The organism is Pseudomonas monteilii, assembly GCA_001534745.1.
Lineage (GTDB): Bacteria > Pseudomonadota > Gammaproteobacteria > Pseudomonadales > Pseudomonadaceae > Aquipseudomonas > Aquipseudomonas alabamensis.
In genome coordinates, this window is record CP013997.1 from 1,161,206 (window position 1) to 1,181,066 (window position 19,861).

A 19,861-nucleotide genomic window follows, 5' to 3' on the forward strand; every position below is an offset into this window, starting at 1 on the left:
GGGGTCAGCGGCGCACGCGCGCTTGCAGGAACGTCAGCACCTCTGCCAGCGGCAACGGTTGGGCATCCTGCTCGGTACGGTGCTTGTATTCGACATTGCCTTCGGCCAGGCCGCGATCGGACACCACCACGCGGTGGGGGATGCCGATCAGTTCCATGTCGGCGAACTTGATGCCGGGGCTGGTCTTCTTGTCGCGGTCGTCCAGCAACACCTCGAAGCCGGCAGCGGTCAGCTCGGCATACAGGGTGTCGGTGGCCTCGCGCACGGCTTCGGTTTCATAGCGCAGGGGGACCAGGGCGATCTGGAAGGGCGCCAGGGTGTCGTTCCAGATGATGCCCTTGTCGTCATGGCTCTGTTCGATGGCTGCGGCCACGACCCGCGAGACGCCGATGCCGTAGCAGCCCATGGACAGCACAACCGGCTTGCCGTTCTCGCCCAGCACCTGGCACTTGAGCGCCTCGCTGTACTTGGTGCCCAGCTGAAAGATGTGGCCCACTTCGATGCCGCGCTTGATGACCAGAGTGCCCTGGCCGTCCGGGCTCGGGTCGCCCTCGACCACGTTGCGCAGGTCGGCGACTTCCGGAACGGGCAGGTCACGTTCCCAGTTCACGCCGAAGTAGTGCTTGTCATCGATGTTGGCGCCGACGACGAAATCGCTCATCAGCGCGACCGAACGGTCGATCACGCATTCCAGTGGCAGGTTCATCGGGCCGAGCGAACCGGCGCCTGCGCCGATGGCCTCGCGCAGGTCGGCGTCGGTGGCCATGACCAGCGGCTCGGCGACCTGAGGCAGCTTGACCGCCTTGATTTCGTTGAGCTCGTGGTCGCCACGGATCACCAGGGCGATCAGCTTGCCTTCCTCGGCGCCGCGCACGATGAGCGTCTTGACGGTCTTCTCGATCGGCGTGTCATGCTGCTCGACCAGTTGCGCGATGGTCTTGGCGTGTGGCGTGTCGATCAGGCGCAACGCTTCGGTGGGCGCTGGACGCACGGTCTCGCGGGGGACCGCCTCGGCCTTCTCGATGTTGGCCGCGTAGTCGGAGCTGTCGCTGAAGATCACGTCGTCTTCGCCGGACTGGGCCAGGACGTGGAATTCGTGGGAGTAGCTGCCACCGATCGAGCCGGTGTCGGCCTGCACCGGACGGAAATCCAGGCCCAGGCGGGTGAAGACGTTGGTGTAGGCCTGGTGCATGCGGTCGTAGGTTTCCTGCAGGGAAGCCTGGTCGGCATGGAAGGAATAGGCGTCCTTCATGATGAACTCGCGGCCGCGCATCAGGCCGAAGCGTGGGCGGATCTCGTCGCGGAACTTGGTCTGGATCTGGTACATGTTCAACGGCAGCTGCTTGTAGCTCGACAGCTCGTTGCGTGCCAGGTCGGTGATCACTTCTTCATGGGTCGGGCCGACGCAGAAGTCGCGGTCGTGACGATCCCGAATTCGCAGCAGCTCCGGACCATACTGCTCCCAGCGTCCCGACTCCTGCCACAGTTCGGCAGGCTGGATGCTGGGCATCAGCACCTCCAGGGCACCGGCGGCGTTCATTTCTTCGCGTACCACGGTTTCGACCTTGCGCATCACGCGCAGGCCCATCGGCAGCCAGGTGTAGAGGCCGGAGGCCAGCTTGCGGATCATGCCGGCGCGCAGCATGAGCTGGTGGCTGATGACGACCGCGTCGGCGGGGGTTTCTTTCTGGGTGGCGAGCAGATATTGACTGGTGCGCATGGTGGGCCGTGTCGATTGCCTGGACGTTGAAGATGACCGCACATTGTACGGGGGTGGGGCGAGCGCGTACAGGATGCCCCAGGGCGGGGCGATTGTCAGCCAAGAAAAAGCCCGGCATCGCTGCCGGGCCTCGGGACACTCGCTGAAGGCTTACAGGATGCTCAGCGGGTACTCGACGATCAGGCGCAGTTCGTCGATCGAGGACGAACCGTAGTACACGCCGTCCGAAGAACGGTAGGTGGCCTGGCGGACGCGGAAGCTCAGGTCCTTGGCAGGGCCTTCTTGCAGCACGTACTTGACGTCCACGTCGCGTTCCCATTCCTTGCCGTTGTCGGTGGTGGCGGTGTTGGCGCCGGTACCACGCACGTAACGGGTCATGAAGCTCAGGCCGGGAATGCCGTACTCGGCGAAGTTGAGGTCGTAGCGGGCCTGCCAGGAACGCTCGTCCTCGGCGTTGAAGTCCGAACGGGCCACGGAGTTGTTCAGGTACACGGTACCGCCGCCATCGACGCCGTAGCCGTAGTCGCCGTCACCGCTGACGCGCTGGTAGGCCAGGGTGAAGGTGTGGGCGCCCAGGTTGTAGGCGCCGGACAGGCTGAAGGCGGTGTTGTCGAGCTTGGTCACGCCATCGTTGGCGGCGCGCTGCAGGCCGGCGCCATCGCTCTTGGTGTCGTAGATGTTGAAGTCGAACACCAGGCCTTGCTTGTCGGACAGCGGCAGGGCGAAGTTCACGTTGCCGTACACCTTGCGCCAGTAGTCCTCGACCTTGGAGTAGTAGAGGCTGGTGCTGAGGGTGTCGGTGAAGGCGTAGGTGCCGCCGACGACGTTGGCCGACTTCAGGCCCAGGCTGTCATGGTAGGTCTGGTTCTGCGCGTTGACGGCGGTGAAACGACCGGCGTGCAGGGTCAGGCCCTTGATTTCCTTGCTGGTGATGAGTGCGCCCTGGGCGACTTCCGGCAACAGTCGGCTGTCGTCGGTGGCGAACACGGGCAGGGCGGTGATCTGGTCGCCGACCTTCAGCACGGTGTCGGAGATACGCAGCTTGACGGCGCCGCCGACTTCCGAATATTCGTCCTGCGCACGGCCATCGTCACCGTACGGGAACAGGCCGGTGCCGGCACGGCCACGACCGCTGTCGAGCTTGACGCCGAGCATGCCGATGGCATCGAAGCCGACGCCGACGGTGCCTTGGGTAAAGCCGGACTCGTAGGTGCCCAGGAAGCCCAGGCCGGTCTCTTCGGCGCGGCTCTTGGAACCAGGAGGCGAGTTACGGAAGTCACGGCTGAAGTACAACATGCGGGTCTTGAGGGTCAGCGTGCTGTCTTCGATGAAACCCTTGGCTTCGTCCTGCGAAGAGGCGACGGCCAGTTGCGAAGTCCCCGCCGCAACGGCCAGGGCGATCATGCTCCACTTCATCACGCGCATCGTGATGTGCTCCTTTGTGTATAGAGGAAGAGTCTACCGCGGCCCTTTTCTTGTTATGGGCGCGGCTCTTTTCTTGTTATGCCGGCGCAGCATATAGCACGCCGACCTGGCCTTGACGAGAGGTGGGATTTCACTTTTCGTGTCATTCGTTACCCCTTGTCGCATCTAGTGTTTTTAAGGCACATGCCGCAGGCCAGATCGTGGGTGCAGTCATTGCGATCCCACCTCTGCACCGTGCGCGGCACAGGCAAAAAAACAGACCTTTTCGACGTTCTTCCTGGGTCGCTACAGGCTGTCGTTGTCGATCTCGTGTTCCGGGTTACCGGTGACTGCCGACTCTGATTGAGCAAATGCAACAAGCGTGCTCAAAGTGAGTTTGAGCTAATGAATTTTTCACATTTTTTTATCGAGTCATGGACCTTCCCTGAAAACACGAGGGTTTGCGTCCGTCAGGATGGGCGCCGACACGGGTGAGCAGACCGTCGCTGTGGCGAGCGTTGTTACCGGCTGCTGGCCATTGTGCTACTTCGGCAAGGTCGGTGACGCGCGACGTGCCTTCTTATGGTGCGAAAGGTAGCGCTGTGTTACCGATTTCGGTGCGTACGTTCGCGCGGGCACGGCATGTGCCTGGGCCGGGCAAGCCATGTATCCTGGCGGGCTCAGAAGGTCGTCGTGCCCTGGCCACCTTCATCGTCTGCAAGGAGAGACCCCGTGTTCAGCCTCGATCCACGTCTGCAACAGGACACGCATGTCCTGGGTGATTTTCCACTCTGTCGCCTGTTGCTGAGCAACGATGCCAACTACCCCTGGTTCATCCTCGTGCCGCGGCGTGCCGACATCAGCGAGCTGTTTCAGCTCGATGAAGCCGAGCAGCAGACATTGTGGCAGGAAACCACGCGCCTGGCGCAGTGGCTGGGCCAGGCGTTTCGTGCCGACAAGATGAACGTGGCGACCCTGGGTAACGTGGTCAGCCAGCTGCACATGCATGTGGTCGTGCGACGCAGGGACGATGCGGCCTGGCCCGCCCCTGTGTGGGGCAAGGTGCCTGCGCTCGCCTATGCCGACGGACAGGTGGAGGCCATTCGCCAGCGCCTGCGTACGATACTGCCCGCCGACTGTCAGTTCGTGGAGGTCGGTGCATGAGCCTGGACGCGCGCATGGTCGACCTCGAAAGCCGACAGGCCTTTCAGGACGACACCCTTCAGGCGCTCAACGACGTGGTGGTCGAGCAGGCACGGATCATCGAGCGCCTGCAATTGCAGATGGCCGAGTTGCTCAGGCGCCACGAAGAGTTGAGCAGCCAGTTCGGCATCGGCGAGGAGGAAGCGCCGCCGCCTCATTATTGAGGTGTGACGACGTAGGGCAGGAATGGACAGGAGGAACGATCACCGGGTCATTGCCCGGCGATCGTGAAGGGGAGGCCGCTCAGCGACGTGGGACGGCGATGACGTCTTCGGCCTGCAGCCCCTTGTCGCGGTGCATGACCGAGAACTCTACGCGCTGGCCTTCCACCAGCACCCGGTGGCCGTCGCCGCGGATGGCCCGGAAGTGAACGAAGATATCGTCCCCCGAGTCTCTGGAAATGAAGCCGAACCCCTTCGAGGTGTTGAACCACTTCACCGTGCCGGTATCGCGCTCGGTGGTGTCGAAGGGGGCGCTGGAGGTCGAGCGCGCCGGACGTGGTGCACGGGCCAGGCTCGCGTAGAGGTGCAGGGCAACCGCCAGCAGCGCGCACAGCAGGGCGAGCGTGGCGCCCGGTTCCGGCAGGGCGAGCAGGGCGATGGTCTGCAGGATCACCGCAGCCACCAGCAGGGTGCTGCTCAGGCGCTGAACCTGCAGGCGTGTCCCGGACAGGCGCGGAATGACCGGCGCCAGCGTCAGGTTGAGCAGGCCGAGCAGGCCCAGGTAGACCGCCAGGGGTTGTTGCAACGGGGGCATGGCGTCCATGCGCAGGCTGGGAATGAGTGCCAGCAGCAAGGCGGCGACGCCCGTCACGAGATGAAGGATCTTGAACATGTCGATTGACTCACATTGATAAGGCCGATCACAGGAAGAGCTGGCGCCGTGGCATGCGGGAGAGATAAGCAAGGGTGCGACGAGCCAGCCTATGCACCCGGGCATTGACGATCCGCACGGGTGGCACGCTGCCTATTTAACCGCAAAGGCAGGGGCTTCTCAAATCAGGACGCCTGCGCCGCCATGGCGCATGCGGGCATCGGCAGGTCTTGATACAGTGTGACCTGCCCATTCGATCAACACGATTTACGGTACAAGGGGAATGCAATGGCAATCGATATCGGTATCAGTGAAGAAGACCGCAAGTCCATCGTCGACGGGCTGTCGCGTCTGCTGTCGGACACCTACGTGCTCTACCTCAAGACCCACAACTTCCATTGGAACGTGACCGGGCCGTCCTTCCGTACGCTGCACCTGATGTTCGAGGAGCAGTACAACGAGCTGGCGCTGGCGGTGGACTCGATCGCCGAACGCATCCGTGCGCTGGGCTTCCCCGCGCCTGGCTCCTACGCCTTCTACGCCCGTCATTCGTCCATCAAGGAAGAAGACGGCGTGCCACCGGCCGACGAGATGATCCGTCAGCTGGTGCAGGGCCAGGAGGCGGTGGTGCGCACGGCGCGCAGCATCTTCCCGGTCGTCGACAAGGTCAGCGACGAGCCGACCGCCGACCTGTTGACCCAGCGCATGCAGGTGCACGAGAAGACCGCCTGGATGCTGCGCGTGCTGCTCGACGGCAAGTGACAGCCTTCGGCCGGGCGAGTGCCTGACGAACGTGCCCGCCCCGAAAAGGCGGGCATTTTCATGGCCGCAGGAAAACCTTGCCGCTGCTCTCCCGGGCGCTGGCGTCGCTTCATGGGCTTCGTGCAATGACGCACGGGACCTGTGCAATCGGGAGCGACGACCATGCAAGCACTGCCGGCAACCACCAAGCCTGCGCCGCGCCAAGGGCGCTGGCCCAGCAAGCCCTGCATCGACCCTTTCGACAACCAGTTCGACATGAGCCAGGCGCGGCCGGTCTCGCGCTCGGTCAGGCTCAACGGCTTCGCCACCTGCCTGCGCCTGGAGCGCGTCTACTGGCGCATCCTCGAGCGCATCGCCGCGGCCAACGACTGTTCGGTGAGCGCCGTGCTGTCCTACCTCGACCGTGAAGTGCACCTGCGTCATGGCGGCGTGAAGAACTTCAGTGGCCTGGTGCGCGTGGTGTGCGTCAACTGGCTGCTCGATCCGCCGCCGGGGCTTCGCGCGGCTGGCAGGCTGCACAGCCAACCCTAACCATATATAATCCCGCTCTTTGCTCCCAGTAACACTCAGCGTTGCGGTTGACGAGAGACGTCCATGCCCCTTTACGACTACCACTGTGCCTCCTGCGATCATCGCCTGGAGGCCCTGCAGAAGATCAGCGCCGCGCCGCTGGTCGATTGCCCGGCCTGCCAAGCGCCGACCTTGAAGAAGCAACTTTCGGTGCCCGGCTTCCGTCTGGGCGGTACCGGCTGGTACGAAACCGACTTCAAGACCGGTGCCAAGAAGAACCTGGCTGGCGGCGACAAGCCCGACTGAGTTGAATTGCATCGACCGGTCTTGCAGTATCGGCCCCTCAGGGCAGGCGCTCGAGGCCTCCACGACTACACGAATCACGAGAAGCGAAACCACCATCATGATGCGCAGCCACTATTGCGGCCAATTGAACGAGACCCTGGATGGTCAGGAAATTACCCTTTGCGGCTGGGTTCATCGTCGCCGCGACCACGGCGGGGTGATCTTCCTCGACATCCGTGATCGTGAGGGCATGGCCCAGGTCGTGTTCGATCCCGATCGCGCCGACACCTTCGCCGCCGCCGACCGCGTGCGCAGCGAGTACGTGGTGCAGATCACCGGCAAGGTACGTCCACGCCCGGCGGGTGCGGTCAACCCGAACATGGCGTCCGGCGCCATCGAGGTGCTGGGTTACGAGCTGAAGGTGCTCAACGAGGCCGAGACCCCACCGTTCCCGCTCAACGAATTCTCCGACGTCGGTGAAGAGACGCGCCTGCGCTATCGCTTCATCGACCTGCGTCGCCCGGAAATGGCCGAGAAGCTGCGTCTGCGCTCGCGCATCACCAGCAGCATCCGTCGCTTCCTCGACGAGAACGGCTTCCTCGACGTCGAGACACCGATCCTGACCCGCGCCACGCCCGAAGGCGCCCGTGACTACCTGGTGCCGAGCCGCACCCACGCCGGCAGCTTCTTCGCCCTGCCGCAGTCGCCCCAGCTGTTCAAGCAGCTGCTGATGGTCGCCGGCTTCGATCGCTACTACCAGATCGCCAAGTGCTTCCGTGACGAAGACCTGCGTGCCGACCGCCAGCCTGAATTCACCCAGATCGACATCGAGACCAGCTTCCTCGACGAAAGCGAGATCATGGGCCTGACCGAAGGCATGATCCGCAAGCTGTTCAAGGAAGTGCTGGACCTGGAGTTCGGTGACTTCCCGCACATGACCTATGAAGAGGCCATGCGTCGCTACGGTTCCGACAAGCCGGACCTGCGCAACCCGCTGGAGCTGATCGACGTCGCCGACCAGCTCAAGGACGTGGACTTCAAGGTCTTCGCCGGCCCGGCCAACGATCCGAAGTGCCGCGTGACCGCGCTGCGCCTGCCAGGCGGCGCGAGCATGCCGCGCAGCCGCATCGACGAGTACACCAAGTTCGTCGGCATCTACGGTGCCCGCGGTCTGGCCTACATCAAGGTCAACGAGCGCGCCAAGGGCGTCGAAGGCCTGCAGTCGCCGATCGTCAAGAACATCCCCGAGGCCAACCTGAACGTGATCCTCGATCGCGTCGGTGCGGTCGATGGCGACATCGTGTTCTTCGGCGCCGACAAGGCCAAGGTGGTCAGCGAGGCGCTGGGTGCCCTGCGTATCCGCCTGGGTCACGACTTCGAGCTGCTGACCTGCGAGTGGGCACCGCTGTGGGTCATCGACTTCCCGATGTTCGAAGAGAACGACGACGGTAGCCTGAGCGCGCTGCACCACCCGTTCACCGCGCCGAAGTGCTCGCCACAGGAACTGGAAGCCAACCCGGCCACCGCCCTGTCGCGCGCCTACGACATGGTGCTCAACGGCACCGAGCTGGGTGGCGGTTCGATCCGTATCCACCGCAAGGAAATGCAACAGGCGGTGTTCCGCCTGCTGGGCATCGAGGCCGACGAGCAGCAGGAGAAGTTCGGCTTCCTGCTCGACGCCCTCAAGTACGGCGCGCCACCCCATGGTGGCCTGGCCTTCGGCCTGGATCGCCTGGTGATGCTGATGACCGGCGCCCAGTCGATCCGCGAAGTGATCGCGTTCCCGAAAACCCAGAGCGCCGCCGACGTCATGACCCAGGCCCCAGGCCAGGTCGATGCCAAGGCGCTGCGTGAGCTGCACATCCGTCTGCGTGAGCAGGCCAAGGTCGAGTAAGCCGGTCCCGAGACGCGCCCAACCGGGCGCGTCTTGCATTGGGTCGACAGGTTTCCGGCAACGCCCGTGGTCGGGCGCTGCCTTGTACGTTTCAAAGAATTCGGAGTCGTTATGGCCGGTCATTCCAAGTGGGCGAACATCAAGCACCGCAAAGAGCGCCAGGATGCCAAGAGAGGCAAGGTCTTCACCAAGTGGATCCGCGAACTGACCGTCGCGGCCAAGCAGGGCGGCCCTGACCCGGCCTCCAACCCGCGTCTGCGCCTGGCGCTGGACAAAGCGCTCGGCGCGAACATGAGCCGGGACATCATCGACCGTGCCGTGGCGCGGGGTGCGGGCACCAACGAGAGCGACAACGTCGAGGAGCTGACCTATGAAGGGTACGGCCCAGGTGGCGTGGCGATCATGGTCGAAGCCATGACCGACAACCGCAACCGGACGGCCGCGGCGGTGCGCCATGCGTTCACCAAGTGCGGCGGCAACCTGGGTACCGACGGGTCGGTGGCCTACCTGTTCGAGCGCAAGGGTCAGCTCAGCTTCGCCCCCGGTGTGTCCGAGGACGCGCTGATGGAAGCGGCCATGGAGGCCGATGCCGACGACGTGGTCAGCCATGACGATGGCGCTTTCGACGTCATGACCTCGTTCAACGCGTTCTATGCCGTGCGTACCGCGCTGGAAGAGGCCGGGTTCAAGGCGGACGATGCCGAAATCATCATGCAGCCGACCACCAGTGCCGAGCTGGATCAGGAGGGCGCCGAAAAGGTACTCAAGCTGATCGACATGCTCGAGGACCTGGACGACGTGCAGAACGTGTATTCCAACGCCCAGATTTCCGACGAGATCCTGGAACGGCTCAACTGAGTTAGACTCCAGAGGCCGGAGCTTTCGCAGCGCACAGCGCTCTGAAGGCTGCGGCCTTTGTCATTTCGTGGCGCCACCGCGCCTCATGCATGCAGGCTTTATGACTCTCATCTTAGGTATCGACCCCGGGTCGCGGATCACCGGCTACGGCGTGGTCTTGCAGACCGCGCGTGGCTGCGAGTACGTGGCATCGGGCTGCATCCGCACGGGTGCCGGGGAATTGCAGGAGCGCCTGCAAATCGTCTTTCGCGGCGTGCGCGACATCATCCGCCAGCATGGCCCGGTCACCATGGGCATCGAACGGGTGTTCATGGCCCGCAACCCCGATTCGGCGCTCAAGCTGGGCCAGGCACGGGGCGCGGCCATCGTCGCCGCCGTCGAGGAGGGCCTGGAAGTCGCCGAATACAGCGCCACCCAGGTCAAGCAGGCCGTGGCCGGTACGGGCGGCGCCAACAAGGAGCAGGTGCAGCTGATGGTGATGCACTTGCTCAAGCTCACCCAGAAGCCGCAGATCGACGCGTCCGATGCCCTGGCCATCGCCATGTGCCATGCCCACACGCGCTCCAGCCTGGTGCCGCATGGCCTGGCCACTGCCCGGCGACGCGGCGGACGCTTGCGTCTGTAGCGGCTTCATGCCCTGATACATCTTTTGGCCGGGCGGCGCGTCCGTGCGGCCCATTTGCTGATAGGGTGGCTCGGTCTCTGGTCGAGCGCCCGTTAAAAGGATCGAAACGTGATTGGACGTTTGCGCGGCACCCTGGCGGAAAAACAGCCGCCGCACCTGATTGTCGACATCAACGGCCTGGGGTACGAGCTGGAAGTGCCGATGACCACGCTCTATCGCCTGCCCAAGCTTGGCGAGACGGTGACCCTGCACACCCACCTGGTGGTGCGCGAAGACGCCCACCTGCTGTACGGCTTCTTCGAGAAGCGCGAGCGCGAGCTGTTCCGCGAGCTGATCCGGCTCAATGGCGTGGGTCCCAAGCTGGCCCTGGCCCTGATGTCCGGCCTGGAGGCCGACGAACTGGTGCGCTGCGTGCAGGCCCAGGATGCTTCGGTGCTGGTGCGTGTTCCGGGTGTCGGCAAGAAGACCGCCGAGCGCCTGCTGGTCGAGCTCAAGGACCGCTTCAAGGCCTGGGCCACGTCGCCGGCGATGTTCACCCTGGTGTCCGACGGTCCCCTGGCGGCGAGCACCGCGCCAAGCGCCGAGGCCGATGCCATCAGTGCCCTGGTGTCGCTGGGCTACAAGCCCCAGGAAGCCAGCAAGGCCATCGCCGCCATCGACGGCAAGGCCGGCATGACCAGCGAAGAACTCATTCGTCGTAGCCTCAAGGGGATGATCGTCAAGTGATCGAAGCCGACCGACTGATCGCCGCCAGCGGGCGTGATCGCGAAGAAGTGCAGGACCGGGCCATCCGCCCGCTGCGCCTGGAGGACTATATCGGTCAGCCGGTGGTGCGTGACCAGATGGGGCTATTCATCCAGGCGGCCCGTGGACGCAACGAATCGCTCGACCATACGTTGATCTTCGGGCCACCCGGGCTGGGCAAGACCACCCTGGCCAACATCATCGCCAACGAGATGGGCGTCTCGGTCAAGAGCACGTCCGGGCCGATCCTGGAGCGGCCGGGTGACCTGGCGGCCATGCTGACCAACCTCGAGCCGCACGACGTGCTGTTCATCGACGAGATCCACCGGCTTTCGCCCGTGGTCGAGGAAGTGCTGTACCCGGCGATGGAGGACTTCCAGCTCGACATCATGATCGGCGAGGGGCCGGCGGCGCGTTCGATCAAGCTCGACCTGCCGCCGTTCACCCTGGTCGGGGCGACCACCCGTGCTGGCATGCTGACCAACCCCCTGCGCGACCGCTTCGGTATCGTCCAGCGCCTGGAGTTCTACGGCAACCAGGACCTGGCCACCATCGTCGCCCGCTCGGCCGGCATCCTGGGGCTGGTCATCGAGGAGCAGGGCGCCTACGAGATCGCCCGCCGGGCCCGTGGCACGCCGCGTATCGCCAACCGCTTGCTGCGGCGCGTGCGTGACTACGCCGAGGTGCGTGGCAAGGGCCAGATCACCAAGGCGGTCGCCGACATGGCGCTGAACCTGCTGGATGTCGACGAGCGTGGCTTCGACCACTCCGACCGGCGCCTGCTGCTGACCATGATCGAGAAGTTCGATGGCGGGCCGGTCGGCGTGGACAACCTGGCCGCCGCCATCAGTGAAGAGCGCCACACCATTGAGGACGTGCTGGAACCCTACCTGATCCAGCAGGGCTACATCATGCGCACGCCCCGTGGCCGGGTCGTGACGCGCCACGCCTACCTGCACTTCGGCCTCAACATCCCCGGACGGCTCGAGGACCCCCGTACATTTTCCGAGCCGAGCGACGGATGACCGATCGAAATCGGGTTTTTGCGGTCCTACCGCTGGCGTGGCGACAGGCCGGCCCTGCGCTGGATCGGTGCGTGAAAAAACAGTTGTCCGGGCGGATTGGCAAGTCGAGGAGTAAGCACTAGAGTATGCGCGCGCAAAATGGACTGGAACCGTTCGCACATCAGTGTCGCGTGTACTACGAGGACACCGATGCGGGCGGCGTGGTGTATTACGTCAACTACCTCAAGTTCATGGAGCGTGCACGCACCGAGTGGCTTCGCCAGCTGGGGTTCTCCCAGTCCGCGCTCGCTGCCTCGAACCTGTTGTTCGTCGTTCATTCCAGCCAGGCGCGCTACCACGCGCCCGCACGCCTGGACGACGCCCTGCGGGTGACTGCCCAGGTGCTCGAGCTCAACCGTGCCAGCCTGCGCTTCGTGCAACAGGTCTGGCGCGAGGCGGACGGGCAGTTGCTCTGCGAAGGGCAAGTGCTGGTGGCCGCCGTACGTGCCGATACATTCAAACCCCGGGCCCTTCCTCCTGAACTGCGCGACGCTTTCATGGCGAGCGGCCTGGGTACTCAATCGAACGCAGGAGATTAAGCGTGGAAGCTAACGTCGTCGACCATACCTCCATGTGGAGCCTGGTCAGTAATGCCAGCGTTGTCGTACAGCTGGTGATGCTGACCCTGGTGGCCGCATCGGTGACCTCGTGGGTCATGATCTTTCAGCGCAGCACCATGCTGCGCGCCGGTCGTCGTGCGCTGGATGCCTTCGAGGAACGCTTCTGGTCAGGCATCGACCTGTCCAAGCTGTACCGCCAGGCCGGCAGCAACCCGGACCCGGACTCGGGCGTGGAGCAGGTGTTCCGTGCCGGCTTCAAGGAGTTCTCGCGCCTGCGTCAGCAGCCGGGCGTCGATCCCGACGCGGTGATGGAAGGCGTGGGCCGTGCCATGCGCGTGGCCATCTCCCGCGAGGAAGAAAAGCTCGAACAAGGGCTGCCGTTCCTCGCCACCGTCGGTTCCACCAGCCCGTACATCGGTCTGTTCGGCACCGTGTGGGGCATCATGAACTCGTTCCGTGGCCTGGCCAGCGCCCAGCAGGCCACCCTGGCCACCGTGGCACCCGGCATCGCCGAAGCCCTGATCGCCACCGCGATCGGCCTGTTCGCCGCGATCCCCGCCGTCATCGCCTACAACCGTTTCGCTGCACGCAGCGAAGTGCTGATCGGCCGTTACTACACGTTCGCCGACGAGTTCCAGGCAATCCTGCACCGTAAAGTGCACACCAGCGAAGAGTGAGCAGGTAGAAGCCCATGGCCCGAGTTCGCCACAAACGCAAGCCGGTCGCCGAGATGAACGTGGTGCCCTACATCGACGTGATGCTGGTGCTGCTGGTCATCTTCATGGTGACCGCTCCCATGCTCAACCAGGGTGTGAAGGTCGATCTGCCCAAGGTGTCCAGCGAGGCTTTGCCGCAGGACAACAACGTGCAGATCCTCACCATCTCGATCAAGGCCGACAAGACCTACTACTGGAACCTCGGCAGCGAGGTCGATACCGACAAGCAGATGGACAAGGCCATGACCTTGCCGGACATGACCAGCGCCGTGACCAAGATCATCGCCGCCGGGCGCGACCAGGGCAAGCAGACCCAGGTCTTCATCCGCGGCGACAAGGCGGTCGACTACGGCGCGGTCATGGGCGCGATGGGCGGTTTGCAGCAGGCCGGTGTCGGTAACGTTGGCCTGATCACCGAGGCGCCCTGATGCAGCAGCGAGAGCCATCCGCCTCGGAGAGCTACTTCTGGCCCACGGTCTGGGCCGTCGGTCTGCACGTACTGGTGTTCGGCCTGCTGTTCGTCAGTTTCGCCATGACGCCAGAATTGCCGCCGTCCAAACCGATCGTTCAGGCTACGCTCTATCAACTCAAGTCCAAGAGCCAGGCGACCACCCAGACCAATCAGAAGATCGCCGGAGAGGCCAAGAAGACTGCCGCACGCCAGACCGAAGTCGAGCAGCTCGAGCAGAAGAAGGTCGAGCAGCAGGCGGTGAAGGCCGCGGAACAAAAGAAAGCCGACGCCGCTCAAAAGGCCGAAGCCGCGCGCGAGGCCGCCGAAGCCAAGAAGGCCGAAGAGGCCGCCAAGACCGCCGAAGCCGCGAAAGCTGCCGAAGCCAAGAAGGCGGAAGCGGCGAAGGCTGCCGAGGCGAAGAAGGCCGACGAGGCCAAGAAGGCCGCGGAGAAGCAGAAGGCCGACATCGCCAAGAAGAAGGCTGAGGAAGAGGCCAAGAAAAAGGCCGACGAAGAGGCCAAGAAGCAGGCCGAGGACGCCAAGAAGCAGGCGGCCGAGGAGGCCAAGAAACAAGCGGCCGAGGACGCCAAGAAAAAGGCGGCCGAAGACGCGAAGAAGAAAGCGGCCGAGGACGCCAAGAAGAAAGCGGCGGCCGAGGACGCGAAGAAGAAGGCTGCCGAGGAGGCCAAGCAGAAGGCCGCCGCGGATGCCCAGAAGAAGAAGGCTCAGGAAGCGGCGCGCAAGGCGGCCGAGGACAAGAAGGCACAGGCGCTGGCCGAACTTCTGTCCGACAGCACCGAGCGTCAGCAGGCGCTGGCCGATGAGCGTGGTGACCAGGTGGCCGGCGATTTCGACGACCTGATCCGCATGCGCGCATCCGAAGGGTGGGCACGTCCGCCTTCGGCACGCAAGGGCATGGCCGTGGTGCTGCAGATCAACATGCTGCCCGATGGCACCGTCACCAACGTGAGCGTGGCACGCTCCAGTGGCGATGGTCCGTTCGACAGTTCGGCAGTGGCAGCGGTGAAGAACATTGGACGCTTGACCGAGATGCAAGGACTGAAGCCTAACGATTTCAATCCCTACCGCTCATTCAAGATGACATTTACACCTGAGGATCTCGCGTTGTGATTAAAGTGCTCAGAGGATTGCTGGTGATGGTCTGCTGTTTCGCAGGCCTGGCGCTGGCAGAAGAAAAGAACATCCTGGTCACCAGCGGTAGCGACCGGGCCACGCCCATTGCCGTCGTGCCCTTCGGTGTGCAGGGCGGCAGCGTGCTGCCCGAGGACATGGCCGACATCATCGGCACTGACCTGCGCAACTCGGGCTACTATTCGCCGATTCCCCGGCAGAACATGATCAGCCAGCCGAGTCAGGCCAGCGAAGTCATCTTCCGCGACTGGAAAGCCCTGGGCGCGCAGTACGTGATGGTCGGTAGCATCGCCCCCGCAGGCGGCCGCCTGCAGGTGCAGTACGCACTGTTCAACGTGGCCACCGAGCAGCAGGTCATGACCGGCAGCGTATCGGGCACCGTCGATCAACTGCGCGACATGTCCCACTACATCGCCGACCAGTCGTTCGAGAAGCTCACCGGCATCAAGGGGGCGTTCTCGACGCGCCTGCTGTACGTGACCGCCGAGCGTTTCTCCACCGACAACACCCGCTACACCCTGCAGCGTTCGGACTATGACGGTGCCCGCGCCGTGACCTTGCTGCAATCGCGCGAGCCGATCCTGTCGCCGCGCTTCGCACCCGATGGCAAGCGCATCGCCTACGTGTCGTTCGAACAGCGCCGTCCGCGCATCTTCGTCCAGCACATCGACACGGGTCGTCGTGAGCAGATCACCAACTTCGAAGGCCTCAACGGCGCACCGGCCTGGTCGCCGGATGGTTCGCGCCTGGCCTTCGTGCTGTCCAAGGACGGCAACCCGGACATCTATGTGATGAACATGGGTTCGCGTCAGATCAGCCGCGTCACCGCAGGTCCTGGCATCAATACCGAACCGTTCTGGGGCAAGGATGGCAACACCCTGTACTTCACGTCCGACCGTGGCGGCAAGCCACAGATCTACAAGACCGGTGTGAATGGCGGTGGTGCCGAGCGTGTGACCTTCGTCGGCAACTACAACGCCAACCCGAAACTCTCGGCCGATGAAAAGACGCTGGTGATGATTCATCGCCAACAAGGGTTCACCAACTTCAAAGTGGCGGCGCAAGACTTGCAACGGGGAAGTGTAAAGATTCTCTCCGACACCAGTCTTGATGAATCGCCTACTGTTGCACCCAACGGCACCATGCTAATCTACGCCACCCGCCAGCAGGGCCGGGGAGTCTTGATGCTCGTCTCTCTCAACGGACGCGTGAGGCTCCCGCTTCCTACCGCTCAAGGCGAAGTCAGAGAACCGTCCTGGTCCCCCTACCTGAACTGATTGCGGCGTAATAACTTTGCTTAACACACTGGGGTTTCATTAGGAGTTTCACGATGGAAATGCTGAAGTTTGGTAAATTCGCTGCGCTGGCTCTGGCCATGGCTGTGGCTGTAGGTTGCTCCTCCAAGGGCGGTGACAATGCAGGTGAAGGTTCGGGCGCGGTAGACCCTAACGCTGGTTACAGCTCCGGTTCCAACAGCGGTGCCGTCGATGGCAGCCTGAGCGAAGAAGCTGCTCTGCGCGCTATCACCACCTTCTACTTCGAATACGACAGCTCCGACCTGAAGCCAGAAGCCATGCGCGCTCTGGACGTTCACGCCAAAGACCTGAAAGCCAACGGCAACCGTGTCGTTCTGGAAGGCAACACCGACGAGCGCGGTACCCGTGAGTACAACATGGCTCTGGGCGAGCGTCGTGCCAAGGCCGTTCAGCGCTACCTGGTACTGCAAGGCGTTTCCCCAGCTCAGCTGGAACTGGTTTCCTACGGCGAAGAGCGTCCAGTAGCAACCGGTAACGACGAGCAGTCCTGGGCTCAGAACCGTCGCGTCGAGCTGCGTAAGTAATTCGTCATGCGCATCGGCCGTCGTGTTGTAACCGTCCTCGCCCTCAGCCTGCCGCTTGCGGCCTGGGCTGCGGTCCCTGTCATCAATGACAATGCCGGCAGTGGTGGCTCCAGCAGCTATCCGCCGGCAGGTTACGGCACGAACGGCGCCTATGCCGGAGGTGGGGTTTCGACCCCGCCTTCGGCACAGGGTCAACTGTTCATGCAGTTGCAGCAAATGCAGGACCAGATTTCAAGGCAACAGGGCATCATCGAAGAGCTGCAAAACGATGTGGCGCGCATGAAACAGGAAGGCCTGGAACGTTACCAGGACCTGGATCGTCGCCTCAGCAGCGCTCCGGCCCCCACCGTACCATCCGAGAATTCCGCCAGCGGCGCTGCTGCTGGCACCCCTGCGTCGAATGCGGCAGCGCCTGCCGCTGCCAGCGCCGAGCCCGGTGATCCGGCCAAGGAAAAGCTGTACTACGACGCTGCCTTCGACCTGATCAAGGCCAAGGATTTCGAAAAGGCCAGCCAGGCGTTCAATGCGTTCCTGCGCAAGTACCCCAATAGCCAGTACGCCGGCAATGCCCAGTACTGGTTGGGTGAAGTGAACCTGGCCAAGGGCGATCTGCCCAGCGCCAGCCAGGCTTTCGCCAAGGTCAGCCAAGCCTATCCCAAGCACAGCAAGGTGCCGGATTCGCTGTACAAGCTGGCTGACGTAGAGCGTCGCATGGGGCATACCGACAAGGTCAAGGGCATCCTCCAGCAGGTGATCAGCCAGTACCCCGGTACGTCGGCCGCCCAGCTCGCCCAGCGCGACCTGCAAAAGCTCTGATCCACGCCGTTCGTGAGAAACCCGCGCCCGTCGCGGGTTTTTCCGTTAGAATTCCCACCCTTTTTTTCACCTACGCTGTCGCGGATAACGCTCTGTCGAGTTCGCGTCAGTGCCTGACGGAGGCGGTCAGCCTGTTCAGCTGGCCAGCCCATGGCGATCATGCAAGACACATTACGCATCACCGAAGTGTTCTATTCACTCCAGGGTGAAACCAGAACGGCTGGCCTGCCGACCGTTTTCGTCCGCCTGACCGGCTGCCCGCTGCGCTGCCAGTACTGCGACAGCGCCTACGCCTTCACCGGCGGCACGCAGCGCACCCTCGATGACCTCCTCGAGCAGGTCGCCGGCTTCCGCCCGCGCTACGTCTGCGTCACCGGTGGCGAGCCCCTGGCCCAGCCCAATGCGTTGCCGCTGATGCAGCGCCTGTGCGACGCCGGCTTTGAGGTGTCGCTGGAAACCAGCGGTGCGCTGGACATCTCGGTGGTGGACCCGCGCGTCAGCCGCGTCGTCGACCTGAAGACGCCCGGCTCGCTGGAAGCCCATCGCAACCGCTACGAGAACATCGAGCACCTGACCCGCAACGACCAGGTCAAGTTCGTCATCTGCTCGCGCGAGGACTACGACTGGGCCGTGTCTCGGCTGATCCAGCACGATCTGGCGCAACGCGCTGGCGAGGTGCTGTTCTCGCCCAGCCATGGCCAGGTCAGCGCTACCGACCTGGCGGACTGGATCGTCGCCGATAACCTTCCGGTTCGCTTCCAGTTGCAGCTGCACAAGCTGCTGTGGAACGACGAGCCTGGCCGCTGACCCAAGAGGACATCCCATGACAGAAAAACGCGCAGTCATCCTGCTGTCCGGCGGGCTCGATTCGGCGACCGTGGTGGCCATGGCCCAGGCCCAGGGGTACCGCTGCTACACCATGAGTTTCGACTACGGCCAGCGCCATCGCGCCGAGCTGCAGGCCGCTGCCCGGGTCGCACGTGACCTGGGTGTCGTCGAGCACAAGGTCATCGGCCTGAACCTCGACGGCATCGGTGGCTCTGCCTTGACCGACAGCACCATCGATGTGCCGGAAACACCCGGAGAAGGCATCCCGGTCACCTACGTGCCGGCGCGCAACACCGTCTTCCTGTCACTGGCGCTCGGCTGGGCCGAGGTGCTCGAGGCGCGGGACATCTTCATCGGCGTCAACGCCGTGGACTACTCCGGGTACCCCGACTGTCGGCCCGAGTTCGTCGAAGCCTTCGAGCGCCTGGCCAACCTGGCGACCAAGGCCGGGGTGGAAGGGCAGGGCTTCCGCATCCAGGCGCCGTTGCAGAACATGAGCAAGGCGCAGATCGTCCAGGCGGGGCTGGCGCGCGGTGTCGACTACAGCCTGACCGTGTCCTGCTACCAGGCCGATGCCGATGGGCGTGCCTGTGGCAAGTGCGACAGCTGCCGTCTGCGGGCGGACGGCTTCAGAAACGCCGGCGTCGCCGACCCGACCCGTTATTTCTGAAAAAATGTGCGCAGGGGTGTTGATTTCCCGTTAGAAATCAGTATTATACGCGCCATCCAACGGGTCGTTAGCTCAGTTGGTAGAGCAGTTGGCTTTTAACCAATTGGTCGTAGGTTCGAATCCTACACGACCCACCATATGCAGCACGAAAAAGCCCGCGTCCAGTCTTGGACGCGGGCTTTTTCCGTTTAGCGCCTTTACCTTGCTCGGCGCCGTCCGCACCGTCCGGCGCCTCACCGCCAAGGCGACACACGGTTCAGGGTTCAGGCCGTGGCGGCCTCCAGCTCGAACACCTCACGCACATGCCGACGGTAACTGTCGAAGGCCGCGATGGCGCCTTCGATGGCGTGCGCCTCCTGGGCGTCGTTCAAGTCCAGTCCATCCAGGGCGGCGACGAACTCACGCCAGTGCAGGGCGCGCCCGTCCGGGTGAGGGGCCAGGTGCCGGGCACCCCGCTCGGCGTCCAGGCCCAGCCGTTGCGTCTGCTTGAACAGGAACGCCGCGCCCAGGTTGGAGCCTTCGCTGCAGTACAGCCAGCCCAGCGCCTGGGCGACGGTGGCATCTACCGGCTCGGGCGCTGGCGGTACCGTCACACCCAGGTCGCGAAGGTCCTGCTGCACGGCGTCGAAGCGCGAGAGCAGGGCCAGGCCAGGCAAGCGACGGTTGAGGGAAGGGTCGCTGTACAACGCCTGCAGACTGCCGTGAAAACGGTGTTGCACGGTCAGGAAGCGCACGTAGCGCTCGCGATCGTCGAATGGCCGTACCGACATCACCAACTGGTCGACGGTGTCATGCTCGCTGCTGCTGGCCGCCTTGAGGCGCTTGCAGCGTCCTGGGGCCGACGGGGAGGGCGCGGGTGCGTTCATGAAAAGCCTGTCGTCTCGAAGTAGAGCGTCATGATGCAGCTAGGCCCGTGCCGACACAATACTGCCCTGGCCCAACCGCC

23 protein-coding genes and 1 tRNA gene are annotated in these 19,861 nt (G+C 63.8%); 20 read left to right on the plus strand and 4 right to left on the minus strand.

What is annotated here, in order from left to right; all coding sequences use genetic code 11:
- Positions 1-4: 4 nt before the first annotated feature.
- Both APT63_05205 and APT63_05210 read right to left on the minus strand, forming a co-directional pair.
- On the minus strand, positions 5-1,720 hold the full coding sequence (locus APT63_05205; GenBank protein ID AMA45073.1) for a proline--tRNA ligase: 1,716 nt from the start codon (positions 1,718-1,720) through the stop codon (positions 5-7).
- 150 nt (positions 1,721-1,870) lie between these two features.
- Complete coding sequence (locus APT63_05210) at positions 1,871-3,145, minus strand: porin (protein ID AMA45074.1); 1,275 nt, start codon at positions 3,143-3,145, stop codon at positions 1,871-1,873.
- 711 nt (positions 3,146-3,856) lie between these two features.
- On the opposite strand from APT63_05210, the gene APT63_05215 reads away from it, so the two are divergent.
- Positions 3,857-4,288: a histidine triad (HIT) protein gene (locus APT63_05215; GenBank protein ID AMA45075.1), complete on the plus strand. Its 432-nt coding sequence runs from the start codon at positions 3,857-3,859 to the stop codon at positions 4,286-4,288.
- Entirely contained in the window at positions 4,285-4,491 is a 207-nt protein-coding gene (locus APT63_05220; protein AMA45076.1) for a hypothetical protein, read from the plus strand. Before APT63_05215 ends, APT63_05220 begins: the two co-directional genes overlap by 4 nt.
- A 79-nt stretch (positions 4,492-4,570) precedes the next feature.
- Here the strand turns inward: APT63_05220 and APT63_05225 are convergent, their stop codons facing one another.
- Positions 4,571-5,161 (minus strand): cold-shock protein, encoded by a 591-nt coding sequence (locus APT63_05225; GenBank protein ID AMA45077.1) that lies wholly within the window; start codon positions 5,159-5,161, stop codon positions 4,571-4,573.
- 267 nt (positions 5,162-5,428) lie between these two features.
- On the opposite strand from APT63_05225, the gene APT63_05230 reads away from it, so the two are divergent.
- From APT63_05230 to APT63_05315, 18 genes are all read left to right on the plus strand, one after another.
- Positions 5,429-5,902, plus strand: coding sequence for a DNA starvation/stationary phase protection protein (locus tag APT63_05230; GenBank protein AMA45078.1), 474 nt, complete (start codon positions 5,429-5,431; stop codon positions 5,900-5,902).
- A gap of 162 nt (positions 5,903-6,064) precedes the next feature.
- The gene (locus tag APT63_05235) at positions 6,065-6,433 is read left to right on the plus strand and encodes an aryl-sulfate sulfotransferase (GenBank protein ID AMA45079.1); all 369 of its coding nucleotides are present in this window, start codon (positions 6,065-6,067) and stop codon (positions 6,431-6,433) included.
- Positions 6,434-6,496: 63 nt separating this feature from the next.
- On the plus strand, positions 6,497-6,718 hold the full coding sequence (locus APT63_05240) for an FmdB family transcriptional regulator (GenBank protein AMA45080.1): 222 nt from the start codon (positions 6,497-6,499) through the stop codon (positions 6,716-6,718).
- 97 nt (positions 6,719-6,815) lie between these two features.
- Positions 6,816-8,591 carry an aspartate--tRNA ligase gene (locus APT63_05245; GenBank protein ID AMA45081.1) on the plus strand — a complete coding sequence of 592 codons (1,776 nt, stop codon included), beginning with the start codon at positions 6,816-6,818 and terminating at the stop codon, positions 8,589-8,591.
- Positions 8,592-8,702: 111 nt separating this feature from the next.
- The gene (locus APT63_05250) at positions 8,703-9,449 is read left to right on the plus strand and encodes a hypothetical protein (GenBank protein ID AMA45082.1); all 747 of its coding nucleotides are present in this window, start codon (positions 8,703-8,705) and stop codon (positions 9,447-9,449) included.
- A 100-nt stretch (positions 9,450-9,549) separates the two neighbouring features.
- Positions 9,550-10,074: a crossover junction endodeoxyribonuclease RuvC gene (locus tag APT63_05255; protein ID AMA45083.1), complete on the plus strand. Its 525-nt coding sequence runs from the start codon at positions 9,550-9,552 to the stop codon at positions 10,072-10,074.
- A 108-nt stretch (positions 10,075-10,182) separates the two neighbouring features.
- On the plus strand, positions 10,183-10,800 hold the full coding sequence (locus APT63_05260) for a Holliday junction ATP-dependent DNA helicase RuvA (GenBank protein AMA45084.1): 618 nt from the start codon (positions 10,183-10,185) through the stop codon (positions 10,798-10,800).
- Complete coding sequence (gene ruvB, locus APT63_05265; GenBank protein AMA45085.1) at positions 10,797-11,843, plus strand: ATP-dependent DNA helicase RuvB; 1,047 nt, start codon at positions 10,797-10,799, stop codon at positions 11,841-11,843. Before APT63_05260 ends, ruvB begins: the two co-directional genes overlap by 4 nt.
- Before the next feature lie 125 nt (positions 11,844-11,968).
- Positions 11,969-12,421, plus strand: a complete 453-nt coding sequence (locus APT63_05270) for a 4-hydroxybenzoyl-CoA thioesterase (protein ID AMA45086.1) — start codon at positions 11,969-11,971, stop codon at positions 12,419-12,421.
- Positions 12,422-12,423: 2 nt separating this feature from the next.
- The gene (locus tag APT63_05275) at positions 12,424-13,119 is read left to right on the plus strand and encodes a protein TolQ (GenBank protein AMA45087.1); all 696 of its coding nucleotides are present in this window, start codon (positions 12,424-12,426) and stop codon (positions 13,117-13,119) included.
- A gap of 14 nt (positions 13,120-13,133) precedes the next feature.
- The gene (locus APT63_05280; protein AMA45088.1) at positions 13,134-13,586 is read left to right on the plus strand and encodes a protein TolR; all 453 of its coding nucleotides are present in this window, start codon (positions 13,134-13,136) and stop codon (positions 13,584-13,586) included.
- A complete protein-coding gene (locus APT63_05285) occupies positions 13,586-14,740 on the plus strand; it encodes a protein TolA (GenBank protein AMA45089.1) in 1,155 nt (384 codons plus the stop codon). The genes APT63_05280 and APT63_05285 overlap by 1 nt, the downstream gene beginning before the upstream one ends.
- Positions 14,741-14,766: 26 nt before the next feature.
- The gene (locus tag APT63_05290) at positions 14,767-16,038 is read left to right on the plus strand and encodes a translocation protein TolB (protein ID AMA45090.1); all 1,272 of its coding nucleotides are present in this window, start codon (positions 14,767-14,769) and stop codon (positions 16,036-16,038) included.
- A 53-nt stretch (positions 16,039-16,091) separates the two neighbouring features.
- The gene (locus APT63_05295; protein AMA45091.1) at positions 16,092-16,601 is read left to right on the plus strand and encodes a peptidoglycan-binding protein; all 510 of its coding nucleotides are present in this window, start codon (positions 16,092-16,094) and stop codon (positions 16,599-16,601) included.
- Positions 16,602-16,607: 6 nt separating this feature from the next.
- On the plus strand, positions 16,608-17,417 hold the full coding sequence (locus APT63_05300) for a tol-pal system protein YbgF (protein AMA45092.1): 810 nt from the start codon (positions 16,608-16,610) through the stop codon (positions 17,415-17,417).
- A gap of 159 nt (positions 17,418-17,576) precedes the next feature.
- Positions 17,577-18,224: a 7-carboxy-7-deazaguanine synthase gene (locus APT63_05305; GenBank protein ID AMA47792.1), complete on the plus strand. Its 648-nt coding sequence runs from the start codon at positions 17,577-17,579 to the stop codon at positions 18,222-18,224.
- Positions 18,225-18,240: 16 nt separating this feature from the next.
- Complete coding sequence (locus APT63_05310) at positions 18,241-18,915, plus strand: 7-cyano-7-deazaguanine synthase (GenBank protein ID AMA45093.1); 675 nt, start codon at positions 18,241-18,243, stop codon at positions 18,913-18,915.
- Positions 18,916-18,976: 61 nt separating this feature from the next.
- Positions 18,977-19,052 (plus strand) — tRNA-Lys (locus tag APT63_05315).
- 126 nt (positions 19,053-19,178) lie between these two features.
- On the opposite strand, the gene APT63_05320 is transcribed toward APT63_05315, so the two are convergent.
- Positions 19,179-19,781, minus strand: coding sequence for a heme oxygenase (locus APT63_05320; protein ID AMA45094.1), 603 nt, complete (start codon positions 19,779-19,781; stop codon positions 19,179-19,181).
- Positions 19,782-19,861: the final 80 nt, after the last annotated feature.